Annotated in this window: 13 protein-coding genes; 9 read left to right on the top strand and 4 right to left on the bottom strand. The window is 65.1% G+C overall.

The genetic code is table 11. The annotated features are described in order from the left end of the window. Nucleotides 1-11: 11 nt before the first annotated feature. The gene (locus tag R4P47_RS19450; protein ID WP_068048804.1) at nt 12-1,337 is read left to right on the top strand and encodes an ABC transporter substrate-binding protein; all 1,326 of its coding nucleotides are present in this window, start codon (nt 12-14) and stop codon (nt 1,335-1,337) included. Then, a complete protein-coding gene (locus tag R4P47_RS19455) occupies nt 1,337-2,416 on the top strand; it encodes an ABC transporter ATP-binding protein (protein WP_269595204.1) in 1,080 nt (359 codons plus the stop codon). The genes R4P47_RS19450 and R4P47_RS19455 overlap by 1 nt, the downstream gene beginning before the upstream one ends. Here R4P47_RS19455 and R4P47_RS19460 read toward each other — a convergent pair. Continuing rightward, a complete protein-coding gene (locus R4P47_RS19460) occupies nt 2,394-3,704 on the bottom strand; it encodes a cytochrome P450 (RefSeq protein WP_269595203.1) in 1,311 nt (436 codons plus the stop codon). The two genes, R4P47_RS19455 and R4P47_RS19460, sit on opposite strands and share 23 nt — an antisense overlap. Nucleotides 3,705-3,737: 33 nt before the next feature. Beyond that, on the bottom strand, nt 3,738-5,696 hold the full coding sequence (locus R4P47_RS19465) for a M13 family metallopeptidase (protein ID WP_269595202.1): 1,959 nt from the start codon (nt 5,694-5,696) through the stop codon (nt 3,738-3,740). A gap of 54 nt (nt 5,697-5,750) precedes the next feature. Between R4P47_RS19465 and R4P47_RS19470 the strand changes: the two genes are divergently transcribed. From R4P47_RS19470 to R4P47_RS19485, 4 genes are all read left to right on the top strand, one after another. Beyond that, nucleotides 5,751-6,365: a TetR/AcrR family transcriptional regulator gene (locus R4P47_RS19470; protein WP_317785499.1), complete on the top strand. Its 615-nt coding sequence runs from the start codon at nt 5,751-5,753 to the stop codon at nt 6,363-6,365. Further along, nucleotides 6,362-7,240, top strand: coding sequence for an ATP-binding cassette domain-containing protein (locus R4P47_RS19475; RefSeq protein ID WP_269595201.1), 879 nt, complete (start codon nt 6,362-6,364; stop codon nt 7,238-7,240). Before R4P47_RS19470 ends, R4P47_RS19475 begins: the two co-directional genes overlap by 4 nt. Continuing rightward, nucleotides 7,237-8,820 (top strand): ABC transporter permease, encoded by a 1,584-nt coding sequence (locus R4P47_RS19480; protein WP_269595200.1) that lies wholly within the window; start codon nt 7,237-7,239, stop codon nt 8,818-8,820. The genes R4P47_RS19475 and R4P47_RS19480 overlap by 4 nt, the downstream gene beginning before the upstream one ends. A gap of 101 nt (nt 8,821-8,921) precedes the next feature. After that, the gene (locus R4P47_RS19485) at nt 8,922-10,040 is read left to right on the top strand and encodes a GGDEF domain-containing protein (protein WP_269595199.1); all 1,119 of its coding nucleotides are present in this window, start codon (nt 8,922-8,924) and stop codon (nt 10,038-10,040) included. An 18-nt stretch (nt 10,041-10,058) separates the two neighbouring features. Here the strand turns inward: R4P47_RS19485 and R4P47_RS19490 are convergent, their stop codons facing one another. Both R4P47_RS19490 and R4P47_RS19495 read right to left on the bottom strand, forming a co-directional pair. Then, on the bottom strand, nt 10,059-10,553 hold the full coding sequence (locus R4P47_RS19490) for a DUF4190 domain-containing protein (RefSeq protein ID WP_269595198.1): 495 nt from the start codon (nt 10,551-10,553) through the stop codon (nt 10,059-10,061). Between the two features lie 112 nt (nt 10,554-10,665). Further along, nucleotides 10,666-11,430 (bottom strand): pirin family protein, encoded by a 765-nt coding sequence (locus tag R4P47_RS19495; protein ID WP_317785500.1) that lies wholly within the window; start codon nt 11,428-11,430, stop codon nt 10,666-10,668. Between the two features lie 157 nt (nt 11,431-11,587). On the opposite strand from R4P47_RS19495, the gene R4P47_RS19500 reads away from it, so the two are divergent. The 3 genes from R4P47_RS19500 to R4P47_RS19510 all read left to right on the top strand — a co-directional run bounded on the left by R4P47_RS19500 (nt 11,588) and on the right by R4P47_RS19510 (nt 13,847). Next, on the top strand, nt 11,588-12,973 hold the full coding sequence (locus R4P47_RS19500) for a maltokinase N-terminal cap-like domain-containing protein (RefSeq protein ID WP_317785501.1): 1,386 nt from the start codon (nt 11,588-11,590) through the stop codon (nt 12,971-12,973). 107 nt (nt 12,974-13,080) lie between these two features. Next, nucleotides 13,081-13,248 carry a hypothetical protein gene (locus R4P47_RS19505; protein ID WP_156516139.1) on the top strand — a complete coding sequence of 56 codons (168 nt, stop codon included), beginning with the start codon at nt 13,081-13,083 and terminating at the stop codon, nt 13,246-13,248. A 164-nt stretch (nt 13,249-13,412) separates the two neighbouring features. Then, on the top strand, nt 13,413-13,847 hold the full coding sequence (locus R4P47_RS19510) for a GtrA family protein (RefSeq protein ID WP_394855318.1): 435 nt from the start codon (nt 13,413-13,415) through the stop codon (nt 13,845-13,847). Nucleotides 13,848-13,879: the final 32 nt, after the last annotated feature.

Here is a 13,879-nt window from a genome sequence, read left to right on the forward strand (position 1 = left end):
AGTCGAACACCATGGCACACATCATCAACCGGCGTGGCTTCCTCACGCTCACCGGCGCAGCTGCGGCCGCCGCAGCCCTCGCGGCGTGCAGCGGCCCCGGATCGGGCGGGTCGGGCGGCGAGGCTGTCGAAGGCGATGCGAACACCATCAACTTCTGGTCGAACCACCCGGGCAAGTCCCAGGAGTTCGAGAGGGAGCTGATCTCGCGCTTCCAGGCGGAGAACCCCGGCCTGACGGTCAATCTCATCGACGGTGGCAAGAACTACGAGGAGGTGTCGCAGAAGTTCAACGCGGCGCTTTCGGGCAACGATGTGCCCGACGTGGTCGTGCTCTCGGACGTCTGGTGGTTCAACTACGCGCTCACCGGTGCGATCGAGCCGTTGGACAAGCACTTCTCCGCAGCAGGCGTCGACCAGTCCGACTACGTGGATTCGCTGCTGGCCGACTACAACTGGAACGGCAACCACTGGGCCTTGCCGTACGCGCGCTCGACGCCGCTGTTCTACTACAACAAGGCCGTGTGGCAGCAGGCCGGACTGCCCGATCGCGGGCCGGCCACCTGGCAGGAGTTCGACGAGTGGGGCCCGCGCATCCAGGCCGTCGTCGGAGACGGCAAGCTCGCGCACGGTTGGGGTAACGCCGTCGACTACCTCGGGTGGACGTTCGAGGGTCCGATCTGGACGTTCGGCGGATCGTACTCCGATCAGTTCGAGCTGAAGTTCGACGACCCCAATACCATTGCGGCAGGCAAGTTCCTGCAGGACATGATCCACACGAAGAAGTACGCCGCGGTGTCCAACGACATCGCCAACGACTTCGCCGCGGGCATCCTCGCGTCCACCATCGCGTCGACCGGCGACCTGTCCACCATCAAGGCCGGTGCCGCGTTCGAGTTCGGTACTGCCTTCCTGCCGGCCACCGACGGCACTCCCGGCTGCCCCACCGGTGGAGCCGGCCTGGCCATTCCGGCGAAGATCTCGGAGGAGCGAAAGGTGAACGCGCTCAAGTTCATCGACTTCGTCACCAACGGTGCCAACACCGCCTACTTCTCGCAGAACACCGGCTACATGCCGGTCCGCAAGTCTGCGCAGCAGGACCCGTCGGAGATCGCATTCCTCGAGGCGAACCCCAACGCCAAGACGGCCGTCGACCAATTGGCGCTGACTCGCTCGCAGGACTACGCCCGCGTGTTCGTCCCCGGTGGCGACAAGATCATCGGCAGCGGACTCGAGCAGATCGCGCTGCAGAACGCGGATGTCGCAACGACGTTCGCGTCCATCTCGGATCAGCTGCAGCAGATCATCGACCGCCAGATCACCCCGAAGCTGCCGAAATAATGGCCGCCGTTCACTACGCCGGTGTCTCGCACCGGTACCCGGGTGCCGATTCGCTCGCTGTCGACAACCTCGAACTCGACATCGCGGACGGTGAATTCATCGTTCTCGTCGGACCTTCGGGCTGTGGGAAGTCGACGAGTCTGCGGATGCTCGCCGGTCTCGAGTCCGTCGAAAGCGGTCGCATCGACATCGGCGGAGTGGACGTCACCTCGCTGGCTCCGCGGGCCAGGGACGTTGCGATGGTGTTCCAGAACTACGCGCTGTACCCCAACATGACCGTCGGCGACAACATGGGCTTCGCGCTGCGCAATGCCGGAATGAGCAAGTCCGACACCGCAGCACGAGTACTCGACGCGGCGAGGATGCTCGAGCTCGAGCCGTTGCTGGGTCGCAAGCCCGGCAAGCTCTCCGGCGGGCAGCGTCAGCGAGTGGCCATGGGGCGCGCCATCGTGCGTCAACCCAAGGTGTTCTGCATGGACGAACCGCTGTCCAACCTCGACGCCAAGCTGCGGGTCTCGACCAGGGCCCAGATAGCCGGTCTGCAAAGACGACTGGGCACCACGACGGTGTACGTCACCCACGATCAGGTCGAGGCCATGACGATGGGTGATCGCGTCGCGGTTCTGCTCGACGGCAAATTGCAGCAGATCGCCGCTCCGCGGGAGCTGTACGACAACCCCGTCAACACGTTCGTCGCGGGATTCATCGGGTCACCCGGAATGAACTTGGTCGACGCCCCCGTGCGCGACGGCGCGGCCGTACTCGGCGAGTTGCGCATACCCGTCCCGTCCTCGGCGGGCGAGCGCGTCGTTGTCGGTATTCGCCCGGAGTCCTGGGATCTGGTGGGCGAGGGCAGTGGCCTGCAGCTGACCGTCGAGCTTATCGAGGAACTGGGTGCGGAGTCGTTCGTCTACGCCTCCGCGCCCAGCACCGACGGCGGTTGGTCGACAACCTCCGGCCGCATCGCGGTTCGCGTCGACCGCAAGTTGTCGATCGCCCTGGCCGAAACAATTCGACTGGTGCCCAAGCTGGACGAGTTGTTCTTCTTCGACTCCGTTACCGGCTTGCGGTTGTCGTAGCCGGTTCACCGAGGTCGATGGGCAGCGTGGCCCATCCGTGCAGGACTCGGGTGTTGCGACGGGTTCCTTCGCCTGCCGAGCGCAGGTGGGGGAATCTGTCGAACAACGCCTTCAAGCCCACTTCGGATTCTGCCTTCGCGAGCGCTGCCCCGAGGCAGTAGTGGCGCCCACCCGAGAACGACAGGTGTTTACCGGCATTGGCGCGGGTGACGTCGAACCTGTCCGGGTCATCGAACACCAGCGGATCCCGATTGGCACCGGCGAGCACCAGCACGACGAGTTTGCCCTCGTGCACCGTCACTCCCTCGACCTCGACGTCGTGCTTGGCCATCCGTGCGGTGAGCTGTACCGGTGATTCCATCCGCAACATTTCGTCGATGGCCGTCGGCCAGTGCGACGGGTCCTGCTGCAGTACGGCGAGCTGGTCGGGGTTGTCGAGCAGCAGTTGGATTCCGCTGCCGAGGAGGTTGACGGTGGTTTCGAAACCTGCGGCCAACACCAATCCCGCCGTGGCCCGGAGCTCCTCGTCGTTGAGGCCGACGCCCTCGTCCTTCGCGGCGATCAGCTGACTCATCAGATCGTCACCGGGATTGCGGCGCAGTTCGGCGATATGTTGCGAGAGCCAGGCGTCGAATCCGATCAGGCCACGCTCGACCTGCTTGAACTGATCCCACGACAAGCCGATGTCGAGACTGGGTGCAGCCATCTCACCGAATTCGAGAACCCGTTGATTGTCCTCGACCGGTACACCGAGGATGCGCCCGATCACAGCAACCGGCAGGCGCGCGCAATAGCGATCGACGATGTCGACGACCGGAGAGCCGTCGGACAGCTCGTCGAGCAGAGCATCGGCCGTTTCCTGCACCTGATCGCGCATCTTCTGCACCGCGCGGGCGGTGAAGACAGAGGACACCAGCTTTCGGTACCTGGTGTGGTCCGGCGGCTCCACCGAGAGCAGTGAGGGCGGCAGAATCGGGTGCAGTGCACCGGATCTGGTGTGCTCCTCGATCCACCGCAACGGCCCGGGAAGGGTCGCACCCAGCTGCGTGACGCGGAAGTCGTCCGAACGCAGCAAGTCGAACGCCACCCGGTGATGCACGGTGATGTTCGAGATCCGGGTCTTCACCAGCGGCGCGGTGGCGCGCAGCTTCTCGTAGACCGGCGTCGGATTCGCCCGCGTCGCCGGATCGGCCACCAGCATCGCCTGCGGATCGCCCGCGGCCGCTGCTCGTTTGGCCGCGAACCGAATCACCCCGTGAGCAGCCAGCCAGCGTGCGTATTCCCTCATCCGAAATTCCCTCCCCGATTGCCCTACCCGGAACTACCAGATCTTGACGCGCTTCCCCGGGTCCAAGTACAGCGCATCTCCGGGCTGTACGTCGAATGCTTCGTGAAAACTGTCGAGATTGCGCACGACGCCGTTGCAGCGGAATTCCGGCGGCGAGTGCGGATCGACGGCGAGTCGGCGGATTGCCTCGGCGTCGCGAGCCTTGGTGCGCCACACCTGCGACCAGCCGAAGAATACTCGCTGCAGGCCGGTCAAACCGTCGAGCACCGGTGCTTGTTTGCCTTCGAGCGAGATCTCGTACGCCGCGACGGCGATCGACAGACCACCGAGATCGCCGATGTTCTCGCCGATGGTGAACTCGCCGTTGACCTTGTGGCCGGGCAGGGCCTTGGGCTCGAACTCGTTGTACTGCTCGATCAGGGCCGTGGTGCGCTTGCCGAATTCGGTGCGGTCGCTGTCGGTCCACCAGTCGACCATGTTGCCGTCACCGTCGTACTTGGCACCCTGATCGTCGAATCCGTGGCCGATCTCGTGGCCGATCACCGCTCCGATACCGCCGTAGTTGGCCGCATCGTCGGCCTCGGGGTCGAAGAACGGTGGCTGCAGAATGGCTGCGGGAAAGACGATTTCGTTCATGCCGGGGTTGTAGTACGCGTTGACGGTCTGGGGCGTCATGAACCACTCGTCGCGGTCGACGGGTCCGCCGAGCTTGTCGAGGTCGCGCTGGTAGTCCGCGGTGTAGCCGCGGCGGTAGTTACCGAGCAGGTCGTCGGCGCTGATCTCGACGCCCGAGTAGTCACGCCACCGATCGGGGTAGCCGATCTTGGGGGTGAACTTGCCCAGCTTGTCCAACGCCTTCTGTCGAGTCTCCGGGCTCATCCATTCGAGCTCGGAGATGTTGCGGCGGTACGCCTCGGTGAGATTGTCGACCAGCACCTTCATTCGAGCCTTGGAGTCGGCCGGGAAATGGCGTTCGACGTACAGCTTTCCGACGGCCTCACCGAGCACGTCCTGCACCAGGGAGACGCCGCGCTTCCAGCGCTCGCGGTTCTCCTCGGTTCCGGTCAGGGTCGTTCCGTAGAACGCGAAGTTCTCGTCGACGATCGCGCTCGTCAGAAACGGTGCCCGTGAATGCACGACGCGCCAGGCCAGCCACGCCTTCCACGCTTCGATGTCCTCGGAATTCCACAGCGAGACGAAAGTGGTCAGGAACGGAGGCTGCCGAACCACGATCTCGGCGAACTGCTCGGTGGTTGCGCCGAGACCGGAAATCCATGCGGCCCAGTTGAATCCGGCACCGCTCTTGACCAGCGTGTCGAAATCGACGAGGTTGTAGCTCTTCTCGGCATCACGCCGGGCGACGACATCCCAGTGACCGGCGGCGATCTTCTGCTCGAGGTCGAACACCGTCTGCGCGTCGTACTCGATACCGCTGAGCGCGAACATCTTCGAGATGTGCGCGATGTAGCTCGAGCGGATCTCGGCGTACTCGTCCTGGCGGTAGTACGACTCGTCGGGCAGGCCGATTCCGGACTGGCTGAAGTGCACGAGGTAGCGGTCGGACTGCTTGGCGTCGGTGTCGACGTAATGGCCGATGGCCCCGCCGACGCCCGTGCGCTGCAGGGAGCCGAGAACGCCTGCGAGGGTGACGAGGTCGGTCGCGTCGGAGATGGCGGTGAGCTCGTCGGCGATGGGAGTCACGCCGAGCTGCTCCGCGCGGTCGGCATCCATGAAGCTGGAGAACAGGTCGCCGATCTTCTGCGCGTCGCTTCCGGCGGGCGGGTTCGCCGCGGCGGACTCTTCGATGATGGTCTGGACGTCGACCTCGGCCCGGTCGTACAAGGTGCGGAACGCGCCGTCGACGGCCCGGTCGGCCGGGATGGCGTATTCATCGAGCCATTTGCCGTTGACGTGCACGAACAGGTCGTCCTGTGCGCGTGTGTTCTCGTCCTGGTAGCTGAGATCGATGCCCGAGTTCACTACTGAAGTCATCCGTCCATCTTTACACTCTTGCGCTCGATTGAACGGGTGTTTAATGTGCTGTACATGCGTACAGCGTCGGTGGATCTCAGCACCAGGGCTCGAATCCGTGACACCGCGATCGGCGTGTTCGGCTCGCAGGGTTTCACCGCGGGCGTGCGGTCCATCGCCACAGCGGCAGGTGTCTCTCCCGGGCTGCTCAACCACCACTTCGGGTCCAAGGACGGCCTGCGCACTGCATGCGACGAGCACGTCCTACGGGTGATCCGGGAGTCGAAGGCCGCCTCGGCCGCGCCCACCGCGATGATGGAACAGCTCGCGGCCATCGACGAGTACGCACCGCTCGTGGCCTATATCGTCCGCAGTTTCGCTGCCGGCGGCACGTTGGCGCGAGAGTTGTTCGAGCACATGGTCGCCGACGCCGTCCGCTACATCGACGACGGTGTTCGCGACGGCCGTTTCACGCCCAGTCGAGACCCTGCGGCACGCGCCCGATTCCTGACGCGGCAGAACGTCGGCGGACTGCTGCTGTACGTGCAGATGGCCGGCCCCGACGTCGATTTCCGCGAGGCCCTGAGCGCGCTCGGTGACGAGATCATGCTTCCTGCACTCGAGCTCTACACCGACGGATTGTTCACCGACTCCCAGGCTTTGGACACCTATCTGGAGGCCACGTCATGACCGAAGCAATTTCCGTGGACGGCCTGGTGAAGACGTTCGGTTCGGTCCGGGCGCTCGACGGACTGGACCTGCATGTACCGACCGGTGAGGTGCACGGATTCCTGGGCCCCAACGGGGCAGGCAAATCCACGACCATTCGGGTTCTGCTCGGTCTCGTCCGCCCCACGTCGGGACAGGTGCGGTTGCTCGGCGGCGACCCGTGGGCCGACACCGTGGCGCTGCATCGACGCCTGGCCTACGTTCCCGGCGACGTGACCCTGTGGCCGTCGCTCACCGGCGGTGAGGTGATCGATCTGCTCGGCCGGATGCGCGGCGGACTCGACCCCGCCCGCCGCGCCGAACTGCTCGAACGGTTCTCTCTCGACCCGGGCAAGCGCACCCGCACCTACTCCAAGGGCAATCGGCAGAAGGTCGCGCTGATTTCGGCCCTGGCCTCCGACGTCGAGTTGCTGATCCTCGACGAACCCACATCGGGACTCGATCCGCTGATGGAACAGCACTTCGGCGACTGCGTGAAAGATGCTGCCCGACGCGGAGTCACGGTGCTGTTGTCTTCGCACATCCTGTCCGAGGTGGATGCGCTGTGCAGTTCGGTGACCATCGTCAGAGAGGGGCGGACGGTCGATACCGGGACTCTGGCCTCGATGCGGCACCTGACCCGCACCACGATCACCGCGGTGCTCGACCGAGTGCCCGACGGTCTGGCGGCACTGCCCGGTGTGAGCGCGGTGAGCGTGGACCGTTCCTCCGTCACCTGCACCGTCGAGAACGACGCCCTCGCGGCGACGATGCACGTGCTGGCCGACGCGGGAGTGCAGAGCTTGGCCAGTTCCGCGCCGACGCTCGAGGAACTGTTCCTGAGGTACTACGCATGAATGCCCTGACCGGAACGGGGGCGTTGCTGCGGTTGTATCTGCGCCGCGATCGTCTGGTGGCACCGGTGTGGATCGTTCTGCTCGGCGCGCTGCCCTTGCTCTACGCGGTCAGCTTCGAGGGTCTGTATCCGACGGCGGCGGATCGTCAGGCCTTCTATCTCGGCACGCTGTCGGCACCGGCACAGGCAGCACTCGTCGGCCCGATCTTCGGCAGCGATCTCGGTGCCCTGGTGGCGTGGCGCTCGGGGCTGGTGTTGGCACTGGTTCCGCTGGCGGCGATCCTCACCGTGGTTCGGCACACCCGCGGTGAGGAGGATGCGGGTCGGACCGAGCTGATCGGGTCGACGGCCGTGGGACGGCACGCGGGCCTGGCGGCAGCGATGCTGGCGGCGGGCGGCGGGGTGGCGGCGACGGGCGCGTTGTCGTCGATCTCGCTGTGGGGATTCGGGCTCCCGTTGGCCGGGAGCGTCGCATACGGGGCGTCGGTCGTCGTGGTCGGAACGGTTTTCGTCGGCTGTGCGGCCGTGGCGGCACAGGTGGCGTCGGGGGCACGAGCGGCTCGCGGTTACGCCCTCGGCGTGCTGGCCGTGGTGTTCGCAGCGCGTGCGATCGGCGACGCTGGCTCGGGCACCCTCTCGTGGTTCTCGCCGATCGGCTGGTCGTCGCAGGTGCGGCCGTTCGCCGACGAGCGGTGGTGGCCGATGCTGCTGTCACTGACGACCGCCACAGCATTCTGCGTCGGCGCGTTCGCCGCTGCGAGTCGACGCGATCTCGGTGCCGGCTTGCGGGCCGAACGCCGCGGCCGTGCAGCGGCCCTACCTTCTCTGTCCGGGCCGATCGCTCTCGCGTGGCGTCTCTCGCGCGGGACCGTTGCCGTCTGGACCGTCGGGCTCGCTCTGTTCGGCATCGCCATCGGATCGTCCACCGGCGGGATCGGCGACCAACTCGGCAGCAGCGCTGCCATCGGCGACGCACTGGAGAAGTTCGGTGGCAGCACCGTCGAACAATCGTTCATCGCCGCTGTGCTGAGCATCGTGGGCGTCGTCGTCGCCGCGTTCGCTGTCTCGGCCCTGCTGCGGTTGCACAGCGAGGAAGAGGCGGGCCTGGCCGAGATCGTGCTGGCCACCGGGGTCTCGCGCCTGCGGTGGCTGGCAGGTCACCTGGTGTGCGCCGTCCTCGGCGCAGCGTGGCTGCTGCTGGTCGTCGGTTTCACCATCGGGCTGACGTACGGGTCGGCCACCGGCGACATCGCAGGCGAACTGCCGTCCGTCCTGGTCGGTGCACTCGGCCAGCTGCCGGCCGTATGGGTGGTGACGGCCATCGGCGTGGCACTGTTCGGCGCTCTCCCCCGATTCGCGACCGTTCTGTGGGCCGTTCTGGCCGGTTTCGTCGCGCTCGGCCAGGTCGGGTCCGTGGTGGGCTTGCCTCAGCCGTGGCTCGATCTGTCGCCCTTCACCCATGTTCCGAGACTGCCGGGAGCAACGCTCACCCTGGTGCCGGTCGGCTGGCTCGTCGCGGTTGCCATCGTCGTCGGCATAGGAGGTTTCACAGCATTCCGGCGAAGAGACATCCGAGGCTGACGGCGGTCGAATAGCATTCTCCGTGGCCGATATGTCCGGCCCGGTCCGACGACGAAGCGTCCGGTCCGGTGATGGTCGGCTGGAACGTGCATGGAGGTTATGTGCAAACGACATTTTTGCGCACGTGGTGGCACCAGCCTCACAGTTACGAGTCGGTTGTCAGTTACCTGGCACTGCACGGTGCGCTCGCGCCGTATCGCCTCGCTGCAGCTCTGAGCACGTTCACGTACGGACTCGGCGCTGCCGCGCTGCTGTTGCTCACCGACGCCCCGCCGACCTCGGCGATCGGTAGGTCGATCTTTTTCATTGCGATCGTGTCGACACTCCTGGTCGGTGTCATCTGGCTGAAGGCTCCGTGGCCGACGAAGCGCGTGTCGTTGATGTTCGCCGCGTACTCGGACATCGGAGTAACGCTGATTCTGTTGTCCTACGGATCGCCACAGGACACATTCGTGGCCCTCGCGCTGCTCGCAGCCAACAGCGTGTACATCCAGCTCTTCCACAGTCCGAAGGTCATGGCCCTGCATCTGCTCTGGGCCGGAGCGAGCGTGACTCTGTTCTTCGTGCTGATCCTGCTCTCACCCGAGGCCGATCACGGTCTGGCCGTCGCGCAATTCGTAGTGCTCGTCCCCATCACGTTCATGGGCCCCACCTTCTTCCAGTACCTGATCCTCAAACTGCAGGTCCAAGCGCAGGCCGCCAATTTCGACCCACTCACTCAGGTGCGCAATCGACGAGGTCTCGACGAGGCGCTCCCGGTGTATTTCCTCGGTGCGACCGATGTGTCGGTGATGGTCGTCGACGTGGATCGATTCAAGTCGATCAACGACAGATTCGGTCACCACCAGGGCGACGCGGCCCTGCAGCTCGTTGCACGCCGGTTGACCACGGACGGTGTGCTGGTCGCGCGGGTGGGCGGTGAAGAATTCGCAGTGGTGACCAAATCAGCCGAGAACGAGGCCCTCGCACTGGCCGAGAAGTATCGGAATGCCGCGTATTTCGCGGAGGACCCCGCACCACTGACAGTGAGCATCGGCGTCGCGCACTGCACGTATCCCGTTGCCGAAGGTATCGGTTTCGACGTCGTCGAACTCACCACACTGTTGCTGCGACGAGCCGATGCGGCGATGTACGAAGCCAAACAGCAGGGCGGCAACCAGGTGGTCGTGGCGGGCTCGACGCCCCGAAACGATCGGACTCCGTCAGGCACCGAGACGTGAGTGCGGCGACGCTGCGACTCAGTTAGGAGTCGAGTCGTCGTACTGGTTCTCGACGTTCTGCTGGAATTCGTCGGCACATTGCTGTTGCGCCGCAGTATCGCTGCCTGCGTTGCTCAGGCAGTCGGTGAAGTCCTGGCCACCCACAGCGTTGAACAGGCCGACGCCGACGACGACGAGAACGATCGACAGAGCTGCGGCCACGAAGCCGAGAATGATCGCGACGAGCGACACGGTGCCGTTGGTGGCGGTGCGCTTCTTGTACCGGGACCGTCCGATGAAGCCGAGAACGATGGCGATCAGGCCGAGAAGAATTCCGCCGACGATGGTCCAGGAGAACAACAAACCCAGAATCGCCAGGACCAGAGCCACGGTGCCGACGGTGTTCTTCGGGGCTACCGGCTGTTGTGGGTACCCGCCCTGCTGGGGGATGCCGCCCTGCTGGGGGTACTCACCAGGTGAAGGATAGTTTCCGGGCGGGGGATAGTTTCCGGGCGGCGGATTCTGATTCGACACGTTGAGTACCTCCGAAATCGGCGATCGTGAACGCTCGGAGTGTATGCAGGTGTCTCCGGTGCGCACAGACCCCCACGCGCTCCCGTGATCAACTTGTCATCGAACGTGGTCGTCAACCGCCGAGTCGCGAGTGCATCTCCCAGATCAGCACCTCGGCCGGCTCGGTAGCGGTGATGGTTTGTCCACCAGTCGAACTCATGCGGACGGCGTCGCCCTCCCAGAGCTCGCCCACCCCCTCGAGCGTGACGGTGCCGCGCGCGACGAACAGGTGCACGAACGCGGCGTCGGGCACCGTTGCCGAATTTCCGGGCAACAGCCTGGCGGCGTGCAGTGCCGCCGACTTCTGTGAGATGCCGATCGCCGCCTGCCCGCGGTGCTTGTCCATCCCCGACGCGACGGTGACCAAGCCGCCTCGCAGTAATTCGTCGCCGATTTCGAGCTGTTCGTACCCGGGAGTGACACCGGGGCTGTCCGGAAGTACCCACATCTGCACGAAGCGAACGGGTTCGGTGTGCTTGTTGCCGTCGATGCTCCAGGAGTCGTTCTTTTCGGAGTGCATGATGCCCTTGCCCGCGGTCATCCGTTGCGCGAGGCCGGGATAGATGATTCCGGAATGACCGATGGAGTCCTGATGCACCAGTGAACCCTGCATCACCCACGTGACGATCTCCATGTCGCGATGCGGATGCGTCTCGAATCCCTGACCGGCAGTGACGATGTCGTCGTTGTTGACCAGCAACAGTCCGTGATGGGTGTTGTCGGGGTCGTAGTGCTGGCCGAAGGAGAACGAATGTTTCGAGTCCAGCCAGGACACACGGGTTTTCGATCGATCACCGGCACGATGTACGTCGATGTGGGCGGTCAGTGGAGCGGACATGAGACCACTCTACGAGCATGTCTGTGCACGGGCGTACGACCTGCATAACGTTCGGGTGTCTTTGCCGTCGGTGTGTGGGCGGCACCGGGAGTGGGTAGGTTTCGCTACGTACGCTCACATGCTTCGCAAACTCCGAAGAAGGCGGCGAGAAATTCTCATGGTCGGTTCCAGCTCGAGTGTGGCACGCACGGTCGAACCCCAGCTCGAGGACGCCTTGGCGGCGTGGTTGCCAGGTCAACGGTGGTTCGGCGCAAAGGGTTCGACGGTGAGTTCGGTGCGGATCGTCGCGCGCGACGTGCTCCGAGACGAACCGCACTTCGCGGCCGAGCATCTGCTGGTGGAGGTGCAGTTGACGCAGGACGGCGCGGCCGTGGTGCAGACCTACCAGGTGCCCCTGGGCTTTCGGACCGAACCGACCGACGATCTCCGGCCGTGGTTGCTGCCCGTGGTGGGCGACGTGGCCGTCTACGACGGTCTGCGCGACCCCGAGGTCATCGGCCTGTACGGAGATGCGCTTGCTGCCGGAAAAGCCACTGGCAGCATCGAATTCAAGGTCGTCGACGGTTCGAGTGTGCCGAGCGGTCTGCGTGGTCGGGTTCTCGGGGCCGAGCAGTCCAACACCTCGGTGATTCTCGGTGATCTGCTGTTGCTCAAGCTGTTTCGTCAGGTGCCGCCGGGAATCAGTCCGGATGTGGAACTGCATCGCGCGCTGGCACAGGCGGGGAGCCTCAACGTGGCGCCGCTTCGGGGCTGGCTGGAAACCGAAGTCGGTGGTGAACCCACGACGCTCGGCATGGCTCAGGATTTCGCCGCGAACTCCGCCGAGGGGTGGACTGCGGCGCTGGCCAGCGTGCAGGAGGTGTTCGACTCACAGGAGACGCCGATCGAAGACCTGCCCGCAGATTTCGCCCCGGACGCCCACCGAATCGGAGCAGCCGTGGCGCAGGTGCACCACGACCTCGCATCGGTGCTGGGCACCGCCGAACGGTCGGTCGAGTCGACCGCCGTCGAGGAGATCCTCGCCCGCATCTCGGGAGTCGCCAGGGTGGTGCCGGAGATCACGCAGTACATCCCGGCGGCGACCGCGCTGATCTCTCGGGCGGAGGCGTCGAACAGCACCACGGTGCAGCGGATCCACGGTGACCTGCACCTGGGTCAGGTGTTGGGCACCCCCGAACGGTGGCTGCTCATCGATTTCGAGGGTGAGCCGGCGAAGACCTTGGCCGAGCGTCGGCAGATGGACAGCGCTCTGCGTGACGTGGCGGGAATGCTGCGCTCGTTCGACTACGCCGCCAACCACCTGCTGGTCGATCTGCCCGAGGACCAGTCGGCGCAAGAGCGAGCCGAGAAGTGGGCGGCCCGCAGCATCGCTGCATTCTTCGACGGCTACGCCTCGGTGGCCGGGCACGATCCCCGCGAGGAGGCCGACCTGTTGCGCGCATACGAGCTGGACAAGGCCGTGTACGAAGTTCTCTACGAGGCACGCAACCGGCCCACCTGGCTGTCGTTGCCGCTGCGCGCCGTGGCGCGCCTGGTGAGCTGATGGTGAGCTGGGGGTGCGGGAGTGGAGCCTGCAGCAACGACCCAGGGGTCGTGGTCGACCGGCCCGTCTACGACAAGTACCGTATTGCCTGACACGGGAGGCAGGACATGAACGGTATCTTGGCAATTTTCGGCATCGCGGTGGTCGTCATCACCATCGTCGTGGTGGTCGTGCTCGTTGCGGTGTTGTTCGTCGCATCGATCAAGCCCAACAGTCTCAACATCGACCTGGACCGCAAGAAGCGCGCTCGGGAAGAAAGTTCCACGAAGGCCTGAGACTTCCGTCACGCCCGAGACCGATTCGTTCTCGGGCGGAGTTGTATCGAGTCGAAGCGCCGACCGACGCTTCCGGTTCTACAACTGGAGTCCTCGTGAGCACTTCCCTGAAAGCTCCGGCCGCGTCCGGGTCGTCGGGCTGTGCGCCCCGCATCAGGTCGCGGATGCTCGGCGAGTCGGTGCTCGCTCAGTTCACGCGCTTCGTGATCGTCGGGGTATCGAGCAACGGTGTGTACGCCCTGCTGTTCGTCGCCCTCGCTTCTCTCGGATCGTTCACTGCCAACCTCGCAGGTGTGGCCGCAAGTACGGTGCTCGCCAACGAGCTGCACCGCCGTCACACCTTTCATGCAGCCGGACGTGTCGGCTGGTTCCAGACGCAGTGGGAAGCCGGGGGACTGGCCCTGATCGGGCTTGGTCTGAGTACCGCCTCACTGGCCGCAGTGCACATCCTGTTCCCGGCAGCGCCGACATACGTCCAAGTTCTGGTCGTCATCGCTGTGGGTGGCATCTTCGGAGCCGCCCGGTTCCTCGCACTCCGTGGCTGGGTGTTCCGTCCGGCGACGCTCGCGTCCTCGGGTTCCGGTCTCGCTGCTCGCTGAGCTGTGACGTTGCACCATTGCGTGCAGACATC

It is taken from the genome of Rhodococcus sp. IEGM 1370, assembly GCF_033142325.1.
GTDB lineage: Bacteria > Actinomycetota > Actinomycetes > Mycobacteriales > Mycobacteriaceae > Rhodococcoides.